The sequence below is a fragment of the Flavobacterium sp. 3HN19-14 genome, from assembly GCF_051373205.1.
GTDB lineage: Bacteria > Bacteroidota > Bacteroidia > Flavobacteriales > Flavobacteriaceae > Flavobacterium.
The window spans coordinates 439,244-462,823 of the sequence record NZ_JBPPZT010000001.1 but is presented as its reverse complement, the minus strand read 5'-3'; the positions used below and the strand labels follow the sequence as shown (position 1 = coordinate 462,823).

The window sequence follows — 23,580 nt, the reverse complement described above, 5'->3', positions numbered from 1 at the left end:
TTTACGGTTGATGAGCTTGATTGTTTTATCGGCCTGATTGCAGAAAGTGCTTCAAAAAACCATTGCTGCGACGACTGTAAAATAAAGCAACAATGCGCGCGGTTTTTATTGCAAACGCCTTGCCCACAAATCGATTTGGCGGTGACAATGCAGGAATTGGAATCTATTAAAGATCTGGTGGAAGGCACTTTGTTCAGGATAAATCTCCAGGCATATTTGTCTGGAATTGGAAGGAATTAATTTTTGAATTCTTTGATGTCGAAAGTTTTTCCGTCGAAGACGCCGTAAGTGAAATAACCAATCCAATCTCCTAAATTCACGTATTCCGAATTTTCTCCCACATTAATCTTCATCGGAAGGTGGCGATGCCCGAAAACAAAGTAATCGTAATGCTTTGTTTCGAGTTTCCTTTTGGCATACAACACGAGCCATTCGTTCTCTTCGCCCAGAAACTTCACATCTGAATCGCCTGAAATCAGCTTATTTTTGACAGAAAGATACTGTGCTAATTTTACGCCCAAATCAGGATGCAGCCACCGAAAGAGCCATTTTGAAAACGGGTTGGTGAATACTTTTTTCATCCTTTTATAACCTTTGTCGCCTGAGCCTTTCCCGTCTCCATGGCCAATCAGGAAGGTTTTACCGTGGAAAGTAAATTCGCGGTTATCGTAGTAAACGGGAATATTAAGTTCCTTCTCGAAATAATCAGACATCCATAAATCGTGGTTGCCGACGAAGAAATAAATCGGGATACCACTATCGCGGATTTCGGCGAGTTTTCCTAAAATCCTTACAAATCCTCGCGGTACGACGGTTTTATATTCAAACCAAAAGTCGAAAAGATCACCTAAAAGAAAAATGGCTTCGGCATCTTGTCTGACCTCGTCGAGCCAGGCGACAAATTTTTGTTCGCGGGAAAACTGAGTGCTGCCGTTGGTGCGCCAAAGTGCTGGTCGGAAGCGAAATATATTTTTTTATCGTGGAAATGCTCCATTCTTAAATTTGCAAAAACCAAAGATAGGAAATGTTCATTGGTTCTGTTTAAAAATCGAATCATTTTAGAAAAACACATTTTTTTGAAATATCTCAACAATTAAGTGGATTATTCACAAAAATGTTACATAAAAGCCCGATAATTTGGATTTTGTTAAATAATTTTGATTTCTGTTTTTATTATAAAATTTCCTTAAATTTGGATTTAATACCTACAAACTATATCAAAACACTAAATCTTTTCATTGCATGAAAAAAATTACCTTATTATTAATGTTGTTTTTATTCGGCGCTGTCAGTTATGGCCAGCTGAATGAAAACTTTGATGCCGGAATGCCCGCAGACTGGCTCATAAAGAGCAGGGTCAACGGAGTTGAAACGGCGCAAACCCAGCAATGGCAGCTTAATACAGCGGCGTATCCGGCGCATACAGACCCGAATGCGGCTTTTGTGAACAACGAGCAGATTGGGATGGGCAACACGGAAGAAGATTTGCTGATTACAAAGCAGATTACCATCAATCCAAATGGCCAGTTGCGTTTCTTTACCAGGCAAACGCAAAATTCGGATCAGTTGACAAAATACCAGATTCGGATTTCTGCCAATGCGGCCCAGAACAATCTTGATGCCTTTACGATTGTGAAGGAATGGTCGGAAGCAGAACTCACAGATCTTAATGGTGATATTACAGCCTATGTTGAAAAAAGTTTCGATATTCCGGATGCTTATATCAATGTGCCGATTTACATTGCGTTCGTAAGGGTTTACACACAGCCTGAAACGCAAAGATCTGGCGACCGATGGCTGGTTGACGATGTGAAAATCGTTGAAAAATGTAAAAAGCCTATAGATCTTGCCATTGTGCCGGGCAGTATAGCTTCTACTTCTGCCAGCATGTATTGGACCAATACCAGTACTTCAACTAATTTTGAGATTGAAATCGTGCCCGAGAATGCAGAATTTACTGGTGTTGCAACAGCATTTTCAAGTACGACTACGCCTTCATCCTATACTGCTACGCTTTTAACGCCGGGAACCTGTTATAAATATCAGGTAAGATCGGTTTGTGCGGCAGACAATACCAGTGATTGGGCAGGGCCGCTTTTGTTTTGTACACTTCCGATTGGCTCTGTTTGTGCCGATCCGATTGTCGTGGGCGAGTTACCGTATTCTACAAGCGGCAATACGGCCAATTTTGGTGATGAGGTTGACACGGTACAAGGGACGCAATGTAATGCGACTCCGTCTGGCACGAATTATCTCCAGGGAAATGAGGTGTTTTACAGCTATACCGCAACTACAGACGGCCTCATCAGCGTTACAATGACGCCAATTGGGGCAACTTCTACAAATTCTTCTGTGTTTGTATATTCATCATGTGCAAATATTGGCACAAGCTGTATCGCTGGTCTTGCAAATGCCGCCGTTACAGTAAGAACATTTAACATGGCAGTTACTGCCGGAAGTACTTATTATTTTGTAATATCTTCCGGGGAACTACACAGTCTATAGGTTATACCTTTGTACTTCAATATGAAAACTGCTCCCCGAAACCAACCGCAGGAACAGCTACGGCTATTGAGCTGAATCAGGCAACGCTTGGATGGACGAGTACTGCAGATTTTTCTTCGTGGCAGGTTGCGGTGCAGGATTTGGGTGCTGCGATTCCATCAAACACCGGAACGTATGATTATATCACCGGAACAACTTCTTACACCAAAACCGGTTTAGTACCTGCACACCAATACCAATTCTGGGTAAGGGCGGAATGCGTACCGGGTTCAGGAATATATACAGCCTGGGCAGTAACCGTTTTATTTCGATACTTTGATATGCGACCCGACCAATGCATGTCAGCATATTTTCCGAATGACCGATTCGGCTAATAATGGATGGGGTGGTGCCAGAATGCAGGTAAGACAGAATGGTATCGTTGTTGCGACTATCGGATCTACTTATAATTCGGGTGCCTAGCCTATAGACATCCCGGTTTCGTTATGTAACGGCGTTCCATTTGATTTATATTGGAGCGTAGCCGGAACACAACCTCAGCAATGTATTGTTGCCATCATCAATTCATTCGGACAGACCATTTTTACAAAACCGGCAGGTACGGGAACAGCAGGTGAAAGCCTTTACAGCAATACGGTTAACTGTGATACGCCGCGATGCGATATCGCTCCGACCAATGTCACTTTTACTGATATCACGACTACCGGTGCGACCATCGACTGGGTAGCGCCATCAACTACTTCGTGGGACGTTTATGTAGTACCGGCAGGAAGCCCGGCGCCCAATGCCGATACTGTTCCTACTTATGACGACGTGACGGAGAAACCGCTTATTACGACACTTCCGTTATTGCCTGATCATAGTTATGATGTTTATGTAAGAGTAAATTGTTCCCCGTCGCCTTCTCCATGGTCAACTGCCGGAACATTTACAACATTGCCTACTTGCTTTAAACCTACAAACCCACAAGTGCCTCTCGCAAGTATTACACTTACCGGAGCAACTTTCAGCTGGACGCCTGGGTTACCAACAGATACTATTTGGGAGATGTTAATAATTCCCGGACCAAATCCGCCTGCAACGCTTCCGGAAAATACTACCCCGCCAACATACACTAATATCACAACAACTACGTACACTGTAAATGATCTGTCGCAAGCCACTATTTATTATGCCTATGTGCGCACCTATTGTTCGGCAACAGACCAGAGTGTTTGGGTGCCATTTACAAAATTCAACACCGTTACCTGTGATGCCGCAGACAAGTGTAATTATAAATTTGTATTAACAGATACAGGAAGCAATGGCTGGAACAATGGGCGCATGCAGATAAGACACAATGGTATTGTAATTGCAACAATCGGCGCTTCGATTTCCGGAGCGGGCCAACTACCGTAACCGTTCCTATTTGTGACGGAATACCTTTTGATGTGTTCTGGAGTGTTGCCGGAAACCAACCAGATGAAATAGGCTTTACAATCCAGAATCCATTTACAGATATCATTTATACTTATGAACCAGGAATCGGGAACACCGCTGACAGTTTTGTATGCTTCGAATGGAAACTGTACGCCGCCAACGTGTCCTAAACCGACGGCACTTTCTGTTGTAACCGACAGTGTTCAGCAACATTCCGCCACATTGGATTGGGTAGAAAGCGGCAGCGCAACACAATGGGAAATTTATGCCGTGCCTGTAGGTTCTGCGCTTCCGGTTAACGGACAGCCTTTGAGCACAACTACGGGTCGCCTTATTACATCGTAAATACACACCCAATCGAAATTACCGGATTGCAGGCAGGAACAGCCTACATTTACTATGTAAGAGCGATATGTTCGCCAACAGATGTTGGTACATCGACCATCCTTAATCCTAAAACATTTACCACAAAGCCTGAAAATGATGATTGCGCAGGTGCCTTTATGGTTCCGGTGAATCCAACAAGAGATTGTGTTGAATCTGCCAATGGTTCAACTTTGGGTGCAACACGTACATTGCCAAATACATCGCCTGTCTGCCAGGGCAATAGCGATGATGATGTGTGGTATAAGTTTGTAGCCACTTCTGCAATTCACATCATCACTTTCAGTGAAATTACCGGAAGCACTACAGATATCAATCATACTTTATATTCGGGAGCAGATTGTAATTCGCTTACACAATTATATTGCAGCAATCCGAATATAAGTGTTGCCAATAATCTGGTGCCCGGCAAACTTACTTCCTCAGAGTATATACTAATGGAGGCAACGCCACGCAATCTGCCAACTATAAGATTTGTATCACTACGCCTGATCCGATAACCAATGATGAATGTGCAACCGCGATTACTGCCAATGTAAATACAGGATTAGATTGTACCGTTCTCAATTCGGGATCAATTACCGGGGCTACGCCAACGACAGTGCCACTGAGTACCTGTGCCGGAACAGAAGATGATGACGTGTGGTATAAATTTACCGCCAACAGCGCCAAGCAAATCATCACATTCAGCAATATTCAGGGAACCAGTACAGATATTGTACATTCGCTTTATCATGGAACCTGCGATAGCCTTACTTTATTGTATTGCAGTGATGCTGATGAAAGCAGCCCTGAAAACCTGATTGTAGGAGATACTTACTATATCAGGGTTTGGTCTGCATCGAATGCTTTACAGGACATCACTTATGATTTCTGTATTATTAAAGTACCACCTCCGATTTATTCAAGTTCTACTGCTTATAATACCGTGCCGCCGGAAACCTTTACAGTAGAAGACCTGGTAATGGATAAATTGATTAATGTAAATGAACAATGCGCAACCGTAACGAACATCACCTACAGGACCGGAACAGCCCAGGGCTTTAACGGGATCGGATATTTTAATAAGGGAGATTCTTTATTTCCGATGGATGAAGGCGTAATCCTTTCAACAGGAACTGCGGCAAATGCAAAAGCTGCCCAAATCTTACAGTTTTAGGAGATGGTAATGGTGCATGGTTGGGCGATGATGATATTAATGATGTGGTTGTCGCGGCAACCGGCCAGCAAATGAACCCACAAAATGCAACCATTATCGAATTTGACTTTACGCCATATCTCGATCATATTACTTTTCCTTTTGTTTTTGCATCGGAAGAATATGGAACTTATCAATGTGAATTCTCAGATGCGTTTGCTTTTCTGCTTACGAATAACTCAACAAACACGACCACGAATCTTGCATTGGTTCCCGGAACAGATGACCCGATTTCAGTAGTGACGATTCGCGACGGACTTTATAATGCTTTTTGTGATCCGCCACTTGACTCTAATGTAGAATATTTTGACAATTACTATGGCGATCTTGGCGTTCCAGCTATTGCAGCTCCGGTTAATTTTAATGGAACTACCGTAAAAATGACTGCTGAATCAGATGTTACCATCGGGCAATTGTACCACATCAAGCTGGTAATTGCCGACAGAAATGACTCAGCGTTTGACTCAGCGATATTCATCGGTAAATTTACAATCGGAAACCCACCTGAATTGGGAGAAGATTTATTGCTTTCATCAGGGAATGCCGTTTGTGACGGAGAAGCGATAGTACTTGATGCGAATGTACCGAATCCGGCAAATTATACGTTTGTGTGGTCAGACCTTAACGGCGTGATTCCAAATGAAACAGGATCGACTTTAAGTGTAACAACATCAGGTACTTATTCCGTGGCAGCACAACAAATAGGTGTTCCATGTATACAAACTGATACTAAAGTTGTTGAATATTACGTAGAGCCAGCTCCTGGCGCTCCTGCAACATTAAGCAAATGCGTCAATACAGCTACTGCTGTTTTCAATCTGACAGATAATGAAATGGCGCTTTCAGTACCTTATACAACCCCGCATGATTTTAAATATTACCTGTTAGAATCTGATGCGCTTGCAAATGCAGATAACAATATTACAACTTCAACCGCATTCGAAGGAACCGACGGACAAACCATTTACGTCAGGGTCAACAACACTGCAACCGGTTGTAATCATGTAGTGTCATTCCAGTTGCAAATCACCGACCCGCCGATAGGAACATTTACTTATCCGGGCACGCCTTACTGCTCTAACGGAACTGATCCGTTGCCAACTTTGGATGGTGTTGCGGGTGTTTTTTCAGAAGCTACAGGCGATTTAATTATCGATGCGACTACAGGATTAGTTGATTTGTCAAGCCCTGAAGGCACTTATACTGTCCGCAATACCATCACCGCTTCAGGCGGATGTGCAGAAGTAATTGCTGAAACAACGATAGTAATTACGAAATTACCTGTTGCAACATTTGCGTTTGCTGTAGAGTATTGTAAGAATGAAGCCAATCCGACACCGACTTTTACAGGAGATGGAGTGGCTGGAATTTTCTCTGCCCCAACCGGACTTGTATTCATTGATACAACAACCGGAGAAATCGACCTTGGAGGAAGCGATGCCGGAACTTACCTGATTACCAATACGATTGCCGCAGCCAACGGGTGTGGAGAGGTAACAGCAACATTCAGCGTTACAATTACAGCTTTGCCGGTAGCGGCTTTTAATTACGGAACAACAGGCATTTTCTGTAGCGATGGCGGTTCTGCTGCACCAACTTTTACAGGTGGAGGTGTTGCAGGTAACTTTACGGCCAATCCTTCAACATTACTTATTGATGCATCAACCGGAGTTATTAATCTGGCGAGTCCGCAAGGGATATACATCATTACTAATGATGTCAATGCAGGTATTTGCGGATTTGCAACAGCAACAGCAACAATTACAATCAACGCGCCATTAAGCGGTGAGATTTCTTATGTTGGATGACCTTCATTCTGTAAATCAGATATTGGCGCGGTAAGTGTTACAAACAGTGCGCCATCTTTAGGGACTTATACAGCTTCTCCGTCAGGTTTGACAATTGATGAAAATTCAGGAGCCATTACGCCAAGCAGCAGTAACTCCGGAACATACACCATCACATATAGTCTTGCCGCACCTGAAGGTTGTGCGCCGTTCGATACGACTACAAGTGTTACAATTATCCCGGAATTCACCGTCGGCCTTGAAGGCGGTTGTGAATCCAATAAATTCGTAATTAGTGTAACCAGTGCCAGCGGTTCTTTCGATGTACTCAACAGTACTTTTGACTGGAGTCCGTCTACGTTTACCGCGACAGATTCTCCTGACGCAGTTGCCATTACGGCGCCAGGCGAGTATACTGTTGTTGTGACTTCTAAGGATACAGGATGTAGTGCAACTTACTCACAGTTATTTAACGACATCAGTTGCGCAATCCAGAAAGGTATCACGCCAAACAACGACGGCAAGAATGATTTCTTCGACCTGACAGTTCTTAATGTGAAACACCTTACGATCTACAACAGGTATGGAACGGAGGTTTACCAGCTGGCCAACTACAAGAATGAGTGGAAAGGCCAGTCGAATTCAGGCGAGGAGCTCCCGGATGCTACCTACTTCTATGTCATAGACAAGATGGATGGCAAGCAGGACACAGGATGGATCTACATCAACAGATAACTAGCAACAGCAATTAAATACTATGCCGGCCAAGGGCAGAACCAAGGCCGGTATAACCAAACAAACTTACAATGAAGAAAATATATCTAGCAGCCCTGATCGCACTTCTGTCCCTTGCGGATGTGAAGGCCCAGCAGGATCCGCACTACACGCAGTATATGTATAATATGAACGTTATCAACCCTGCTTATGCGGGCTCCAAGGAGAACCTTTCCTTTGGGCTCCTTTATCGCAAGCAGTGGGTGAATGTAGACGGCGCCCCGGAGACTTTCTCGTTCTCGGGATCGACACCTGTGGGCAAGAACGTGGGTATCGGACTTTCGCTTATCTCCGATAAGATAGGCCCTGTGAATGAGCAGAACGCTTACGCGGATTTCTCCTACACGCTGAACCTTGGAGGTGAACTGAAGTTAGGGCTCGGACTCAAGGCAGGGGCAACCTTCCAGAGGATCGGGCTTTTCAGCGACATCAACGACGGCACGCTTCCGCAGGGCGATGACCTCGGGTTCAGCGAGGACAGCAACAACGTCTACTTCAACATCGGTTCGGGATTGTTCCTTTATACGAACAAGTGGTACTTCGCTGCCTCGGTTCCGAACATGCTCAAGGCGAACCACCTTGATTACGACGGCGTGAAATACGGTACGGAGACGCAGCATTACTTCATCACGGGAGGTTACGTATTCGATCTGAGCCCGAACATCAAGTTCAAGCCATTCGCGATGCTTAAATCGGCCTTCAACTCACCGAGCTCACTTGACGTATCGACGAACTTTTTGTTCAATGAGAAATTCGAGATCGGTGCATCATACAGGGTAGACGACAGCTTCAGCGGGATGGTGAACTATGCCATCACGCCATCGTTGAGGATAGGATATGCCTACGACCATGTGATCTCGGATTTGAAGGTTGCAACTACATCTTCACACGAGATCATCCTGTTGTTCGATTTGAACTTCCCGAAAAAGGTATCACGTTCACCAAGATATTTCTAACCTAAACCCACTACAGATAATGAAAAAACTATATATATTATTGAGTTTAGTGTTGGCAGGTACAACATCGCTCAAGGCTCAGAATAAGGATACAGAAGCTGCAGACAAGCTTTATAACAGATTGGAATATGTTGACGCCGCAGACGCTTACAAAAAATTAGTTGACAACGGCAAAGGCGACCCATATGTTTACAAGCAATTAGCAGAAAGCTATTACAACGTCTTCAATTATAAAGAGGCGGCAAGGTGGTATGCGAAAGTTATTGAAACGCCTCAGGATGCCGAAACTTACTACAAATACGCGCAAATGCTGAAATCAGACAGCAAATACGAAGAGTCGAATAAACAAATGGCAACATTCGCAGCAAAAGCACCGAATGACCAAAGGGCAATCGAGTTTAAGAAAGACCCAAATTACCTTCCAAAATTAAGGAACCAGCAAAAGCTGTACGATTTGAAAACGATGACTGTCAACAGTGATCAATCTGATTTCGGAGCGGTTTTGTCAAATGACAACTATTTGTATTTCGCAACCGCAAGAAACAAAAGCGGTAAAAAATACGGCTGGAACGAAGAGCCATTCTTAGATTTATATAAATCGATTATGAGTTCAGATGGTACATTCTCTAAACCTGAACCCGTTGTAGAAATCAACAGCAGATGGCATGACGGACAGGCAACAATCAGCGCCGACGGCAATACGATGTATTTTGCAAGCGAAAGTTTCAAAGAAAAGGAATTTGTAAAAGACAAGAAAAACAAAGCAAAACAAGGCCAGGTTTATATTTTTAAAGCTACTAAAAATGGCGACAAATGGGGCGATATGGCTGAAGTATCGTTCAACGACAAAACCTATTCTGTCAGTAATCCAAGTTTAAGTAAAGACGGCAAGACGCTATATTTCTCATCTGATATGCCGGGCGGCGAAGGAGGCATAGACATTTGGAAAGTTACAGTTGACGGAAGTGGAACATTCGGGACACCACAAAATCTTGGTAAATCTGTCAACACCGGAGGAAACGAAAGCTTCCCGTCAATCACTGATGATAATGTACTTTTCTTTTCTTCAGACGGTAAGAAAGGCTTCGGAAACCTTGACGTTTTCATGCTTGATTTGAATAAGTTGGGTGCAGAGGCCACTAACGTCGGACTTCCAATCAACTCACCGAAAGACGATTTCGCCTTCAGTTTTAACACTGCAAAAAACATCGGATTCTTCTCAAGTAATCGCGATGGAAACGACAATATCTATCAGGCAACGCCGGTTTGTACCGTTGAAATCAACACCACAGTAAAAGACGCTTTGACCGGAAAACTATTAGCCGACGCAAAAGTTTCAATCCTTGACGACCGCAAAAACATCATCGAAACCAAGATTTCAGGTGCAAACGGTGAGGTTTCGTATCTGGTAGATTGTAACAAAGAATTCAGTATTCAGGTTACGAAAGACGATTACGAAAGTGCCGTTTTCCCAGTCGCAAAAAGCAAAGGCGGAAAAGTACCGGTTGCAGCTAATTTGCAGCCAATCGAGAAAATCATTACGCCGGACGTGGTCGTGCTTAACGATATTTATTTCGAATACAACAAAAGCAATATTACCAAAGAGGGCGCTTTTGAGCTGGACAAATCTGTCCAGGCGATGAACAAATATCCGGAAATGACCATTTTGGTAAAATCGCACACGGATAACCGCGGAAGCGACCAATACAACATGAATCTTTCTGACAGAAGGGCAAAATCGACCGTACAATATATCCTTTCTAAAGGCGTAAATAAAGCGCGCATTTCAGGAAAAGGTTATGGCGAAAGCGAACCGAAAGTTGATTGTAAAGATGCCTGTACCGAAGAACAACACGCTCAGAACAGGCGAAGTGAGTTTGTTATCGTGAAGAAATAACAGGAAGAATATTCAAATTATAAATCCCAAATTCCAATTGAAAAATACTTGGAATTTGGGATTTCTTTTGGAGTTTAAAGAGATTTATGGATGAAATTGTAATCCAGCATTTCGATTAATTTTTTCGAATCGACAGTTTTTCCGTAAGATGGATTTTCATTGAAATGTGGCGGTTTCAATCCCATCTGCAACGCTTTCGCGGAATAATGATCTTTTCTCGAAGGATGGAATGGCGCAACGGCATTGAAAATTTCATTCCAGCAATCGGCATCGATGATTTTCAGGATAATTCCGACACAATCGTCCTGATGGATTAAATTTATGGGTGCTTCGGGATTTTCAACATCATCCTTTGCAGATAAGAATTTTACAGGATGACGGTCTTCGCCAATCAGTCCGCCGAAACGTAAAATCGTAGTTTTAAAATTATTATTGTTTTTTAAAATCGATTCTGCCTGGAGCAGTTGCCTGCCGGATTCCGTGTCCGGATTTGTTTTCGAAGCTTCAGTGATTACTGAATTATCATCGGCATAGACGGATGTCGAACTGATAAAAATCACTTTCCCAACACCCGAATTTTCAATTTCCGGAATTAAATTTTCAATTTTTGAAACGAAACTTTGTGCTTCGGAGCCGCGTAATTTCGGAGGAATATCAATAATCAATAGATCTGATTCCGAAAGAAACCCGTCGATTTCTCCGTGAATTCCATCCGCGTCAAGCGAAATTAAAAAAGGTAAAATTCCAATTCCTTCGAGTAATTTTATTTTTTCCGGAGAAGTCGTAGAACCTTTTACGCCGAATCCAGACTGCAATAATTTTTGCGCCAACGGAAATCCCAGCCATCCGCAACCGAGGATACTAATATTCTTCATTGATATGTAAGGTGTCAACAACGGTTGGGGCGCTCCGATAAACTTCGGTATAGGATTCCGGTAAATTGATTTTGGCCAGGTTTGATTTTTTCTTTAATAACAACGGCATCATTAAGGACGAAAGGCGTCGGCATCATCCAGTCGGCGCGATGCGCAACGCTGAACTCAGAATTTTCGAGCAAATCAAATGATGATTCCAGCAGCGACATGTCAAGTTTTGTGTTTTTTTCAATCGTAAACTGCATTTCCAAAGGTTCATTGTCGACAACATAATACGAAAGGATTTTTCTGTCTTTTCTTTTATATATTGAATTTTTAGCGCCCAAGGCCGAAACGTCATTGGCTTTGAAATGCTGTAAATTCATCTTTAAATCTGCAAAAATATCGTAGCGGTTGACTTTTCGGTTAGGCGAAATCGCGATTTTCAGGTAACGCCAGTCACCAACAACAGTATCTTTTACAAATGTAATGGTTGGCTTTTGCAGTGTTTTAACCGGCGCATCTGCCATGAATGTAAAGACGGAATTGTACTTGCTGAATAATTTTTCACCATTTAAAGCTTCTGCCGTCTTCGGATTTTCGCCTAAATAACCTTTAGTCCAGTCGTCTAAATTGACATCATAAGTGGTTAGGAATGCCTTGTTTTTATCAGCATCAAACATATAAACAAGACTATTCTGCTTGGCTTTACCGGATTCATAATTGGAATTCAGGTGTGCATTTATAAAACAGCCCAAAGCGATTAACGCCATCAGGAATGACCAGTTTCCTTTCTTGGAAAATAAACCCAAAACCGGCAGTAATAAAGTAAAAGTCAGGATAACCAGAATCGCGCTTCCGAACAGGATTTTCAGCCCGAGACCAATTGGGAACATAACTATAAACGGCACTAAAATAACAACCGCCGGAAAAGCTAAAATCGTATATAAAATCCGGTTGGTTTTTTGAGTAATGATGAAATAACCCAAAGAAATCAATCCGAAATACAACGGAATGATAAAAAATCCTGCACCCGGCAAAGCAAAAACAATTCCGGTATTGATGATGAACCACAGCAATAATGGCGCTACAAAATAGTCCATCATTTTACTTCTTTCGGCAAATTTTTTATAAAACCAAAAGGCAAAAGCCAGACTCAAGGCTATGAAAGCAGCAATATAAGAATGTCCGTTATACGTAAATCCGTGCAAAATGTCGTTATATTGCGGATATAGAATCAGCATCAATTTCCATCCGAAAAAAGTAACCAATCCGGCAGAAAAAAGTGATCCTAGCAGTGGGATAAATCCTTTCAGAATATCCTTGAAATGCAAGACACGTTTTCCGATTCCGACAAAAATCAACCCCAAAAACAATACGAAAGCGACAACCAATAACGGTAAATTCCATGAAAATGGATAACTTATGAAATTGAAAGGCGTGTTGAAATAAACAAAATCTTCATCTGAATCAAGCCGGCTCAAATCAGAATTCGAAAAGTACTGCAGCAAAGGCATTAAGTAACTGCCTTGATGTGCTGATGTATTTGGCGCCAGATGCTGCAAATCGTCCTGCTGCGTATGATAATTGAAATGATTGTCGATGAAAGCAAAATTATAGCCCTGAATTTTTCCCTGTTCCCTGAAAACAGTGAGATCGGTATCGTTAGGTAGCATTTTGTAAATACTATACATCAGCGAATTCGAGACGGGATAATGCGGATTTGCAGCCGTAAATTCCTTCACCATCGCGGCATTTCCTTTGTTGACTTCCATCAGCATGTAAGAAGGGCAGGCACTGCCTCGCGCTTCGAAATTAAGTGACCAATCCGACTTCCTCTGCCCATTCATGGCGTGTTACAAAATTTGCTGCACCATTCAGTCCGAGTTCTTCGGCATCCGAAAACATAATGATGATGTCGTTTTTATGCGGTGTTTTATTGTGAAGGAAAGCGCGAACGCCTTCTAAAATTGTCGCAACTCCAACGGCATCGTCACTGGCGCCTTTTGATTTGGAATGTGGCGCGCTGTCATAATGGGAAAGCAGTAGTAAAGCTTTTCCGCCGCCGGTACCGGGAATGCGTGCGATTATATTTCTTGACTTTACGAGATTTCCCCAATCGGTAAGGGTATAACCTTCCTGTCCCTGAACATCAATATCAAATTTTTGAAGTTCCTCTTTTATGTAAAGTTCAACGGTTTTGTGGTTTTCAGAGCCGACATAATGAGGTGCTTTTGATAAAATTGCGACTTGTTCGAGCGCTCTTTTGGTTGAAAATTCTGACATCGGAACTGGCTGATCTGATACAGATTGCGGCATAAGTGCCCAAAACACCCAGTAAATAAAGCCCAAAAGCAAAAAGGCAGAAAGTAATGATGTGTAATTTTTTTTCATGCTGAAAATTAGGAATAATTAATCAGATTTCGATTCTTAACCAGCATAAAAACGTCATTTTCAAGTTCTAAGTAGCCATAATCGTATATAAAATAATAAGTGCTTCCCGTTTTTGTGCGCAGAATGTTGGTGAAAAATTCAAAATCAAAGCCTTTATTGAGAAGTTTGCTTCTTGAAATTTTCACTTTTTCTTCAGGTTTCATATCTTCTAAAATGCGGTAATTCTTTCGCAATTTGTTGTTGATTGTCCGCATGATATTATTGCTGTCCCTATTGATCCTGTTGTTGTGCGCATTCCGGCATCCGTCGCTGCAAAATTTCTTATCTTCGCGACCGGCTATTTTTTCGCTGCATTCCAGACATTTTCTCATAATAAACATTTTAAAATTGATTTTTATGAGACAAAGCCTGTTCGATGTGTGCCAAATGGTGGTTGCAATGCCATGCATAGAAGCCTGTAATTTCATCAAGCGCAAAAGTTTTTTGGCTTTCCGGATGGAAAAATCGCCTTGAAAATTGCTTTTCATTCATGCTTTTTAAAAGTATTACCCATTTTGCATGTATGCCTTCGATGATTTTAAGTGAATCGGAAATGTCGTCGTTTAAGCTGTCTTTCAATGTTGCCCATTTTGATTCGTCATACGGTTTTATCGTTGGCGTTTCTTCTGTTAATGTAAGTTTGAAACGCACAAGGCAATTCATATGGCTGTCAGCACAATGGTGTACAACTTGTTTTATTGCCCAGCCATCGGGGCGGTAGCGCCAGTTTAGTTTTTGGGGATGAGATCCTGGCTGAGGTTTTTGATCCGATTTGGGAATGATTCAATTTCGGCAATCCATAGAAGTAATTGTGTGGGCTCAATAGTTTCCGGAAATTCGAAAATACCGATTGGAAACCTGAGTTTTTCAAGGTTAAAATTTTCTTTCATTTGATTTTGGTTTAAATTAAGATTCTTATTTGGCGTCGATTTGAAAATTTTATGCTGATTTTACAGTCAAAAATAAGAGAATAATTGCTGAATATCAATCAAATATCCATTTGTAAACGAGTACAAATAACTACAAACGAAACTAAATGCTTTATTACCGAATAATATTGTTTTGCAACTACACCTTTGCAGTGTCGATGGGAAATTGATCGGCAATCATTTAACAATAACAATTTAATTTTTACACGCCATGAATGCATTAAAAAACAAAGTACAATTGATCGGCCATGTTGGCAATGATCCTGAAGTCAAAATTATAGGTGAAGGCAGAAAAGTCGCCAATCTCACACTCGCTACGAACGACGTCTATAAAAATGATAAAGGCGAGAAAGTCGAAGAAACACAATGGCATAGGATAGTAGCTTGGGGGAAAGTAGCTGAAATCATCGAGAAATATGTAAATAAAGGCAAAGAAATCGCCATTGAAGGCAAACTCACACACAGGCGTTACGATGACAAAAACGGAGAAAAGCGCTATTTAACAGAGGTAGTGGTGAATGAGCTTTTATTGTTAGGGAAGTAATGCATGAAAATCCAGCTTTTTACAATCAGCATCGATGCTGAACAAACTGTGTTTGACCAGAACCGCCTCAATGATTTTCTTTCGACAGTTGCGTTTAAAAAATCTTCTGTGCATTTTGTTGAATCAGAAAGTGCGCATTGGTCAGTATTGGTTCATTATGAAGAAGAGGAAGCAATTCCAGTGTTCCGCGAATCAACTGCCGTAACTGCAGTTGAAAAGGAGCTGACTAGGGAACAGCAGCAAACATTCAGCCTTTTAAAACAATGGAGGAATAACAAATCGTCAGATTTAAATCTTCCGGCTTACGCCATTGCCCACAATTCTGAATTGATGAATGCGGTATTACAAAATCCGGAATCTATACAACGATTAAGGAAAATCAAAGGTTTTGATGACTTGAAGACCCTAAAATACGGAGAAGAAATAATTGCGATTCTACAAGCACAATCTTAGAATTTGAAGGTAAAAGCGATTGCAAAATGGCCACTGTTTCACAGATTCGAATGATGAGGATATGTCGTGTGAACTGAGTTCGTGATTCGGTGGCCTCATTAATCGTTAAACCCGTCGTCACGAAATTTGCGCATGATATACTGCTTTGCGTCTGAATCATAATATCCCATGATGAAAAAATCTTTGTAAGGAAAAATGATTTCATTTGAAATGGCATAATGATCCTGGAGAAATTGCGAGATATAATCAGAAGCCAAACGCTGCTGTTCAAGATTTTTATGCTCAAAACTCTCGTCGAAAAGGCCTTCAAAATAAACAGCCTGTGTTTCGTTGTCAAGCAATCCGTCAATTGGCGCACCAGTCCCGGTCATTACCATCCCTACACCCACAGTAACGCCTAAAATGATGCCTCCTGTCGAAGCCACTTCCCGTATTCCGCCTACAGTCAGCAGGATGTCATTAGGGGTTTTGTAAACCGTTAAACCGATATCTGAATCGCTAACTCTGCGCAGGAATTTTTTAGTGTTTTTCAATTCTCGTGAACGATGGTTTCCGGTTTGAGAATACAAAGGCGAGTTGCTGAATGCAATTGAATCGTTCTCAGAAATATTGTATGTTTTTAACGGTAAAACACCAGTGTTTAAATCAATTGCCGACAAAGCCATTTCGGTATCATTAACTACGAACTGGTAAAGTTTGCCATCCATGTAATAAGAATTGGACTTTGCTGCTTTTTTTAATACCGGTTTCACAACTGATTTCTCAGAAATTGAAAATGTTGACAGATCGATTTCTAAAACTTGGGTCAAAGCCGTATTGTAATCTAGTGCAAGAACAAATTTATCATCATACACATAAAGTTTAGATTTGCTAACGCCTGTCAACAATGGATTTAAAGTTTTTGTGTCAACCTTCTCAATAGGATTTCGTTCAATTATTTTCTCGAAACCGACTATGCTATTGTCATTATCGATAAAACTATATGGGGAAAAGTCAAGCGTTTTCACCTCCATTTGCCCATCATGGAGCATATAAATTTTCAATAATGGCTTTGTTTTTTCTAAAGTAATTACATAAAAAATATTGTTCTCACTGAAGCTGTTTGTGATTTCTTCTCCATTAAAATCCAATGTATATGGAATAGAAGTTGCCTTTTTACTTTCGAAATCATAATGTGATGCAAGGATTTTTTTGTAATCGTCGGAAGTCCAGTAGATCTCAGGGTTTCCGGCTTTATCAAAACTAAAACCCGATAATGATGCGTACTCGTCATTGTCAGGGCGTAGAGTACTCAGGCTGTCTTTATAGAATAAAGCACTATTGTATTTGTAGCAAGTCTGGTTTTCTTTGTCTGAAGCAAATACAAATACTTGTTGATTGCCTTTATTTACGGCAGTTAAGAATTGTTGTTTCGAAACAGGCTTATTCAGTTTCAGATAATGGGATGAAAGTATGGTCTGGCCAAAACCATTAACACAAAAGAGCGCAATTAAAATGAATAAGATTTTTTTCATAGCTGAATTTTCAGTCACGCATAACATAAATAGTAATCAGAATAACAAGAATTACAAATTCATCAATTCCTGAAAACGATCTGTAAACTGACCAACATGTAAACCGTCAATCAAACCATGGTGCACATGAACCGACATTGGCATCGTGCGTTTTCCATTCACCTCAGTCATTTTTCCAAAGGAAATCTTTGGGCTGCTGTCTGCAAAACTAAAACTGCGTGCGTGTGAAATCGATGTAAAGTCAATCCACGGAATCGCAGAAAAATGAATCAGGTTTTCTTCTGTAAATTCCCTTGTAAGTAGTCCCGGCGTATGCTGTATGCGTTCAATTTCTGTCAATGCTCCTTTTACAAAAATGCCCAAATCCGGATGGTATTTCATATATGAAAACCCAAACGTGCCATCTTCACGGCTGATTGTCGCCGACACATCAACAGTATCATAAACCACAACCGAATCGTTTTCAATCCTGTAACGAAAAGATTCGATGCTGTTTACGGCTGCTAACGTTTTGTGAAGATAATAAAGGAAAAATGAATTTCCTGAAACTTTAGCATTTTCATAAGCTTTCGTGCAATCGATAGTTACTGTAACACCAAAAAAAGGCTCTTCAAATTTTCGAAAAAATTCAAAATGAGTAGCCCTTGGCCAGTTTTTAAGATCTAAAATTTGTTTCATTATGGTATAAAAGCCAGCACGTCAGTGATTTTTTCAAAATCCTTGAAATTGGCATGTTCTACTTTGTGGTCAATGCGTTCGTGCGCCCAAGTGGTATGAAACGGAATGTGAATCGCATGACCGCCAATTCCTAAAACCGGCAAAATGTCCGATTTCAGTGAATTTCCGACCATCATGAAATCGGCAGCCGGAATTTCAAGACGTTTCAATAAATCAATATAATCTTCTTCCTGCTTGTCAGACATTACTTCTATATGATGAAAATAACCGCCAAGCCCGGATTTATGAAGCTTTCGTCTTTGATCAAGCAGATCGCCTTTGGTAGCTACAACGAGTTTGTACTTGTCCTTCAGAGAGTCAAGAACATCTTCAACGCCGTCAAGCAATTCAATCGGTCGTTCCAACAATTCCTTGCCGTATTGAATAATCTTTTCAATAATTTCGATACTGATAGTATTATTTGAAATCTTCATTGCGGCCTCAATCATCGAAAGGATATAACCTTTTATGCCATATCCGTATAATTTCAGGTTATCGATTTCAGTCTTGAAAAGCTCCTGTGACAATGAATGCCGCGACAAATAAGGCGCCATCAGCTCACAGAATTTTTCTTCAGTCTCCTGAAAATAAGGCTCATTGACCCAAAGAGTGTCGTCAGCATCGAAAGCGATTACTTGTAACTTCATATATTTTATGGCAGATTAATTAATGGTTTCCCCATTCCCAACTTCTGCATCAGGATTTACAAATACCAGTTTTCCTTCTGCATTATTGGTCATCAGAATCATGCCCTGGCTTTCGACGCCGCGCAGGTTCCTTGGCGCCAGATTTATTAACACCGTTACCTTTTGTCCAACGACTGCTTCCGGTGTAAAACTCTCTGCAATGCCTGAAACAATCGTTCTGACATCAATTCCGGTATCGACTTTCAATACTAACAACTTATTGGCTTTTGGCATTTTCTCTGCTTCAATAATCGTACCGACACGCAAATCCATTTTTGCGAAATCTTCATATTGGATGGTCTCCTTCTGAGGTTCAGCTTTTTTATTTTCAGCGATATTCGCTGTTTTTGTAGTCTCGAGTTTATCGATTTGCTTCTGGATTTCTTCGTCCTCAATTTTAGCAAAAAGCAATTCCGCTGCACCGATTTTCGTGCCCGGGGATAAGATATGCTGGTCTTTTGCCACTTCATCCCAATCGTTTACTTCCGGCGGACTTGGATGAACGCCGAGCATTTTTTTGAGCTTTTCAGAAGTAAAAGGCAAAAACGGTTCAGACAAAACGCTCAATGCGGTCGCGATTTGTAAAGCCACATACATCTGCGTCTTAACGCGCTCCGGATTGTCCTTGACGATTTTCCAGGGTTCTTCATCGGCGAGGTATTTGTTTCCCAAACGCGCTACATTCATCAGTTCGCCCAACGCTTCGCGGAATCTGTATCTTTCAACAGAACTCGAAATCACCGCCGGATAAGCCCGCATTTCTGTCAATGTGGCTTGGTCAATTTCACTTAATTCTCCCGGTTCCGGAACAATTCCATCATAATATTTATTGGTCAAAACCACAACGCGATTGATGAAATTACCAAAAATGGCAACGAGTTCATTGTTATTTCTCGCCTGGAAATCTTTCCAGGTAAAATCATTATCCTTGGTTTCCGGCGCATTCGATGTCAAAGCATAACGCAGAACATCCTGCTTGCCCGGAAATTCCTCCAAATATTCATGCAGCCAAACCGCCCAGTTTTTCGAAGTCGAAAGTTTATTGCCTTCCAGATTCAAAAACTCATTCGCCGGAACATTGTCAGGCAAAATATAAGTCCCTTCTGCCTTCAGCATCGCCGGAAAAATCACGCAGTGAAATACGATATTATCTTTTCCAATAAAATGTACCAATTTCGTATCGGCACTTTTCCAATAGGGTTCCCAGTCTTTTCCTTCGCGCTGCGCCCATTCTTTCGTAGAAGAAATATAACCAATCGGCGCATCAAACCACACATATAATTTTTTGCCTTCGGCGCCTTCAACCGGAACATCAATGCCCCAATCAAGATCACGCGTCACGGCACGAGGTTCTAATCCGCCGTCAATCCACGATTTTACCTGGCCATAAACGTTGGGCTTCCAGTCGTTTTTATGTCCGACTAAAATCCATTCGGTTAAAAATTCTGTATAACGGTCTAAAGGCAAGAACCAGTGTTTGGTTTCCTTTAAAATTGGCGTTTCACCTGTAATAGTAGATTTCGGATTGATCAAATCGGTCGCATTCAAAGTCGAGCCGCATCTTTCGCACTGGTCGCCATAAGCTTCTTCATTACCGCATTTCGGACAGGTTCCCGTCACAAAGCGGTCTGCTAAAAACTGATCTGCTTTCGCGTCATATAATTGTTCGGTTGTTTCTTCAATAAATTGTCCTGCATCATACAATTTCCTGAAAAATTCCGAAGCTGTATCATGGTGGATTTTAGCCGAAGTGCGTGAATAATTATCAAATGAAATCCCGAAATCCGCAAAAGATTTCCTGATGATTCCGTCATATTTGTCAATGACTTCCTGCGGTGTAATCCCTTCTTTCTTCGCTTTCATCGAAATCGCAACGCCATGCTCATCGCTGCCGCAAATGAAAGCCACATCTTTGCCCTGCCCGCGCAGGTAACGCGAATAAATGTCGGAAGGCACATAAACGCCGGCCAAGTGACCAATGTGAATCGGGCCGTTCGTGTAAGGCAGCGCCGCGGTAATCGTATATCGTTTAGGATTTTGTAGCATAATTAATTTAATTGATTGCAAAAATAAGGATTTTGAAGTTGCAAAGTTGCAAAGATTCAAAGTTTCAAAGTTTCAGAAATAGGATTGTAACTTTATTTTTTAGGGGCAATTTCCCGCACCCAAGGCTTTTTTTGCCTAACTGGCGAAGCAATCCGTTACAATCTTTTGTTTTTTAAAGAAAAAAACAAAAGGATTTCCTCTTCTATCGGGGCAGGAAGTTTTTCGCCGGAAAATAGCTGCACAAAATGAGAAATCGGCGAAAATCTGCGCCCATCCGCGTTGTCTGCGTTCCAATAACTTTTATATTTGTGACACAATACCAAGAAATGAAAAATCCATTATTTTATCTGATATTCACCATTGGATTTTTTTTCCAAACCACACAAGCACAACGAAAAATGATCACACCGGAATTCCTCAAAAAAGGCGACACTGTAGCCATCTTAGCCACCGCCAGAAAGATCGACCTCGCCACATTGCAGCCGGGAATCAAACTTATGGAAAGTTGGGGACTGCACGTCGTCATCGGAAAAACCATCGGCAAAGAAGACCACCAGCTCGCCGGAGCCGACTGGCAACGTGCTACAGACTTTCAGGAAATGCTCGACAACCCGAAAATAAAAGCCATCTGGGCAGCCAAAGGCGGTTACGGAACCGTGAGAATCATCGACAGAATCGATTTTACGAATTTCAAAAAGAAACCAAAATGGATTGTCGGTTTCAGCGATGTGACAGTTTTGCACAGCCATCTTAACAATATGGGCATTGAGACCATTCATGCGATGATGGCTATCAGCACCAAAACTGCAACTCCGGAAGGCCATTTCAACATTATACAAATCGCTATTTGGTGAAGCATTATCGTATACGCTTCCGACACATGAATTCAATCGAAAAGGCAAAGCCAAAGGTGAGCTCGTTGGTGGAAATTTATCCGTTTTATACAGCATTCTCGGTTCAAAATCTGCGATTGATTACAAAGGAAAAATCCTTTTCATTGAAGACCTCGACGAATATTTATACCACATTGACCGTATGATGTTCAACCTCAAACGCAACGGTTATTTTGATGGCGTGAAAGCCGTAATTGTCGGCGGCATGACCGAAATGAAAGACAACGACATTCCGTGGGGCAAAAACGCACTCGAAATCGTGCAGGATGTTTTTAAAGATTATGATTTCCCGGTGATTTATAATTTTCCTGCAGGACATATAAAAGACAATCGCGCGATGATTTTCGGGAAAACCGTTTTTGTTGAAGTCAATGACAAAGGTTCGACTGTCAAATTCGAATGAGCTTAACCGCAAACTGCAACTGATTACCGACCACCGAATACTGATCACTAAATATGGCTACGCACAACGAACTGGGCAAACTCGGAGAAAAAATGGCTGTGGAATTTCTACAGCAAAACCACTACGAAATCCTCGAAACCAACTGGATTTTCCAGAAAGCCGAAGTCGATATCATTGCCCAGAAAGACAATGTATTAGCAATTGTCGAAGTTAAAACCCGTTCTACCACTGATTTTGGATTGCCGCAGGATTTTGTCAAACCCAAGAAAATCCAGCTTCTGCTAAAGGCAATCAACGAATATGTAGTCTCAAATGATTTGGAGGTGGAAGTGCGTTTCGACATTATTGCAATTCACAAAGAAAACAGCGAATTTATTTTAGAACATTTAGAAAATGCATTTTATCATTTTTGATGTTATATTTGTAACAAATTGTTTTTTATTTGTATGTTTGCAACACACACAACTACAAACTATATCATGAAAACAATCTCATCTGTAGTCGAAAACTACATTAAAACTAAGCCATTCTTACTAAGTGCGCTTTCGCAAGGCATCATCAACCTTACCTCATTATCCAGAAATATGCTGCCGGAATTGCAAAGCGAATTGGGCAAAGACGTCAAACAAGGCGCAATTGTAATGGCTTTAAAACGCCTTTCCGAAGACCTCGATTTTCGTTTGAACCACAAAATAGTAAAGGTTTTAAAGAATTTAGGTGAAATTACCGTACGTTCTTCATTATCAGATTTCACTTTCGCGGTTTCTGACACCATCCTCAACAAACAAGCCGATCTGATTTCTGAGATCAACAGTTATTCTGATATTTTTTATACTTCGTCAAGAGGCGTAAGCGAAACCAATATCGTCGTCAGCGAAAGCGTAAGCCACCTGGTTGACAAACATTTTTCAGGTGAAAAACTGCTGCATAAATTCGACAATCTCGCGTCAATTACGATAAAATTACCGAAAGACAACGTTTCAACTCCGGGCGTTTATTACTTTATTTTCCAGCGTTTGGCGTGGGAAGGGATTATTATTAATGAAGTGATTTCTACGTCTTATGAGTTTACGATTTTGGTAAGCGATCAGGATGTAGATGTGGCGTTTAAGGTGATTAAGGATTTGAAAACCTTGTAGGTAAATTCCAAAAGACAAATTATAAATCCCAAACCCGCGTGTTACCTGG

25 protein-coding genes and 1 pseudogene are annotated in these 23,580 nt (G+C 41.4%); 16 read left to right on the top strand and 10 right to left on the bottom strand.

The features are described from left to right. Positions 1-236 precede the first annotated feature (236 nt). Positions 237-994 (bottom strand): annotated as a pseudogene (locus ACSLFW_RS02405) (UDP-2,3-diacylglucosamine diphosphatase). Positions 995-1,242: 248 nt separating this feature from the next. On the opposite strand from ACSLFW_RS02405, the gene ACSLFW_RS02400 reads away from it, so the two are divergent. The 10 genes from ACSLFW_RS02400 to ACSLFW_RS02355 all read left to right on the top strand — a co-directional run bounded on the left by ACSLFW_RS02400 (position 1,243) and on the right by ACSLFW_RS02355 (position 10,920). Then, a complete protein-coding gene (locus ACSLFW_RS02400; RefSeq protein ID WP_436554488.1) occupies positions 1,243-2,505 on the top strand; it encodes a choice-of-anchor J domain-containing protein in 1,263 nt (420 codons plus the stop codon). Continuing rightward, complete coding sequence (locus ACSLFW_RS02395) at positions 2,478-2,879, top strand: fibronectin type III domain-containing protein (protein ID WP_436557361.1); 402 nt, start codon at positions 2,478-2,480, stop codon at positions 2,877-2,879. The genes ACSLFW_RS02400 and ACSLFW_RS02395 overlap by 28 nt, the downstream gene beginning before the upstream one ends. Positions 2,880-3,318: 439 nt before the next feature. Next, positions 3,319-3,903 carry a hypothetical protein gene (locus tag ACSLFW_RS02390; RefSeq protein ID WP_436554487.1) on the top strand — a complete coding sequence of 195 codons (585 nt, stop codon included), beginning with the start codon at positions 3,319-3,321 and terminating at the stop codon, positions 3,901-3,903. A gap of 114 nt (positions 3,904-4,017) precedes the next feature. Continuing rightward, the gene (locus ACSLFW_RS02385) at positions 4,018-4,269 is read left to right on the top strand and encodes a hypothetical protein (RefSeq protein WP_436554486.1); all 252 of its coding nucleotides are present in this window, start codon (positions 4,018-4,020) and stop codon (positions 4,267-4,269) included. A gap of 26 nt (positions 4,270-4,295) precedes the next feature. Beyond that, the gene (locus tag ACSLFW_RS02380; RefSeq protein WP_436554485.1) at positions 4,296-4,808 is read left to right on the top strand and encodes a hypothetical protein; all 513 of its coding nucleotides are present in this window, start codon (positions 4,296-4,298) and stop codon (positions 4,806-4,808) included. After that, positions 4,781-5,467, top strand: coding sequence for a hypothetical protein (locus ACSLFW_RS02375; protein WP_436557360.1), 687 nt, complete (start codon positions 4,781-4,783; stop codon positions 5,465-5,467). The genes ACSLFW_RS02380 and ACSLFW_RS02375 overlap by 28 nt, the downstream gene beginning before the upstream one ends. 20 nt (positions 5,468-5,487) lie before the next feature. Further along, a complete protein-coding gene (locus ACSLFW_RS02370; protein WP_436554484.1) occupies positions 5,488-7,314 on the top strand; it encodes a choice-of-anchor L domain-containing protein in 1,827 nt (608 codons plus the stop codon). An 87-nt stretch (positions 7,315-7,401) separates the two neighbouring features. Then, on the top strand, positions 7,402-8,028 hold the full coding sequence (locus tag ACSLFW_RS02365) for a gliding motility-associated C-terminal domain-containing protein (protein WP_436554483.1): 627 nt from the start codon (positions 7,402-7,404) through the stop codon (positions 8,026-8,028). Between the two features lie 71 nt (positions 8,029-8,099). Then, complete coding sequence (locus tag ACSLFW_RS02360) at positions 8,100-9,023, top strand: PorP/SprF family type IX secretion system membrane protein (protein ID WP_436554482.1); 924 nt, start codon at positions 8,100-8,102, stop codon at positions 9,021-9,023. Positions 9,024-9,042: 19 nt separating this feature from the next. Then, complete coding sequence (locus ACSLFW_RS02355) at positions 9,043-10,920, top strand: OmpA family protein (protein WP_436554481.1); 1,878 nt, start codon at positions 9,043-9,045, stop codon at positions 10,918-10,920. A gap of 74 nt (positions 10,921-10,994) precedes the next feature. Here the strand turns inward: ACSLFW_RS02355 and ACSLFW_RS02350 are convergent, their stop codons facing one another. Genes ACSLFW_RS02350 through ACSLFW_RS02330 form a run of 5 tightly spaced genes read right to left on the bottom strand, consistent with a single transcriptional unit; the run spans position 10,995 to position 14,906 of the window. Then, on the bottom strand, positions 10,995-11,795 hold the full coding sequence (locus ACSLFW_RS02350; protein ID WP_436554480.1) for an SDR family oxidoreductase: 801 nt from the start codon (positions 11,793-11,795) through the stop codon (positions 10,995-10,997). Positions 11,796-11,809: 14 nt separating this feature from the next. Beyond that, positions 11,810-13,624, bottom strand: coding sequence for a M28 family peptidase (locus ACSLFW_RS02345; protein WP_436554479.1), 1,815 nt, complete (start codon positions 13,622-13,624; stop codon positions 11,810-11,812). Beyond that, on the bottom strand, positions 13,590-14,168 hold the full coding sequence (locus ACSLFW_RS02340) for a M28 family peptidase (RefSeq protein ID WP_436554478.1): 579 nt from the start codon (positions 14,166-14,168) through the stop codon (positions 13,590-13,592). The genes ACSLFW_RS02345 and ACSLFW_RS02340 overlap by 35 nt, the downstream gene beginning before the upstream one ends. 8 nt (positions 14,169-14,176) lie before the next feature. Then, on the bottom strand, positions 14,177-14,539 hold the full coding sequence (locus ACSLFW_RS02335; RefSeq protein WP_436554477.1) for a hypothetical protein: 363 nt from the start codon (positions 14,537-14,539) through the stop codon (positions 14,177-14,179). A 10-nt stretch (positions 14,540-14,549) separates the two neighbouring features. Continuing rightward, positions 14,550-14,906 (bottom strand): YfiT family bacillithiol transferase, encoded by a 357-nt coding sequence (locus ACSLFW_RS02330; RefSeq protein WP_436557359.1) that lies wholly within the window; start codon positions 14,904-14,906, stop codon positions 14,550-14,552. Between the two features lie 441 nt (positions 14,907-15,347). Here ACSLFW_RS02330 and ACSLFW_RS02325 point away from each other — a divergent pair, with 441 nt between their 5' ends. Both ACSLFW_RS02325 and ACSLFW_RS02320 read left to right on the top strand, forming a co-directional pair. Beyond that, the gene (locus tag ACSLFW_RS02325; RefSeq protein ID WP_436554476.1) at positions 15,348-15,680 is read left to right on the top strand and encodes a single-stranded DNA-binding protein; all 333 of its coding nucleotides are present in this window, start codon (positions 15,348-15,350) and stop codon (positions 15,678-15,680) included. A gap of 3 nt (positions 15,681-15,683) precedes the next feature. Then, complete coding sequence (locus ACSLFW_RS02320; protein ID WP_436554475.1) at positions 15,684-16,133, top strand: HRDC domain-containing protein; 450 nt, start codon at positions 15,684-15,686, stop codon at positions 16,131-16,133. 98 nt (positions 16,134-16,231) lie between these two features. On the opposite strand, the gene ACSLFW_RS02315 is transcribed toward ACSLFW_RS02320, so the two are convergent. From ACSLFW_RS02315 to metG, 4 genes are read right to left on the bottom strand one after another with little or no spacing between them, the layout of a single operon-like run. Continuing rightward, complete coding sequence (locus ACSLFW_RS02315; RefSeq protein WP_436554474.1) at positions 16,232-17,647, bottom strand: hypothetical protein; 1,416 nt, start codon at positions 17,645-17,647, stop codon at positions 16,232-16,234. A 51-nt stretch (positions 17,648-17,698) separates the two neighbouring features. Further along, positions 17,699-18,325: a CatA-like O-acetyltransferase gene (locus ACSLFW_RS02310; protein ID WP_436554473.1), complete on the bottom strand. Its 627-nt coding sequence runs from the start codon at positions 18,323-18,325 to the stop codon at positions 17,699-17,701. Further along, on the bottom strand, positions 18,325-19,011 hold the full coding sequence (locus ACSLFW_RS02305) for an HAD family hydrolase (RefSeq protein ID WP_436554472.1): 687 nt from the start codon (positions 19,009-19,011) through the stop codon (positions 18,325-18,327). The genes ACSLFW_RS02310 and ACSLFW_RS02305 overlap by 1 nt, the downstream gene beginning before the upstream one ends. Before the next feature lie 15 nt (positions 19,012-19,026). Beyond that, positions 19,027-21,096, bottom strand: coding sequence for a methionine--tRNA ligase (metG, locus tag ACSLFW_RS02300; RefSeq protein WP_436554471.1), 2,070 nt, complete (start codon positions 21,094-21,096; stop codon positions 19,027-19,029). Positions 21,097-21,422: 326 nt separating this feature from the next. On the opposite strand from metG, the gene ACSLFW_RS02295 reads away from it, so the two are divergent. From ACSLFW_RS02295 to ACSLFW_RS02280, 4 genes are all read left to right on the top strand, one after another. Further along, complete coding sequence (locus ACSLFW_RS02295) at positions 21,423-21,950, top strand: S66 peptidase family protein (protein ID WP_436554470.1); 528 nt, start codon at positions 21,423-21,425, stop codon at positions 21,948-21,950. Then, a complete protein-coding gene (locus ACSLFW_RS02290) occupies positions 21,901-22,392 on the top strand; it encodes a S66 peptidase family protein (RefSeq protein WP_436557358.1) in 492 nt (163 codons plus the stop codon). Before ACSLFW_RS02295 ends, ACSLFW_RS02290 begins: the two co-directional genes overlap by 50 nt. A 53-nt stretch (positions 22,393-22,445) precedes the next feature. After that, positions 22,446-22,805, top strand: coding sequence for a YraN family protein (locus ACSLFW_RS02285; RefSeq protein WP_436554469.1), 360 nt, complete (start codon positions 22,446-22,448; stop codon positions 22,803-22,805). 66 nt (positions 22,806-22,871) lie between these two features. After that, on the top strand, positions 22,872-23,531 hold the full coding sequence (locus ACSLFW_RS02280) for an aspartate kinase (RefSeq protein WP_436554468.1): 660 nt from the start codon (positions 22,872-22,874) through the stop codon (positions 23,529-23,531). Positions 23,532-23,580 lie beyond the last annotated feature (49 nt).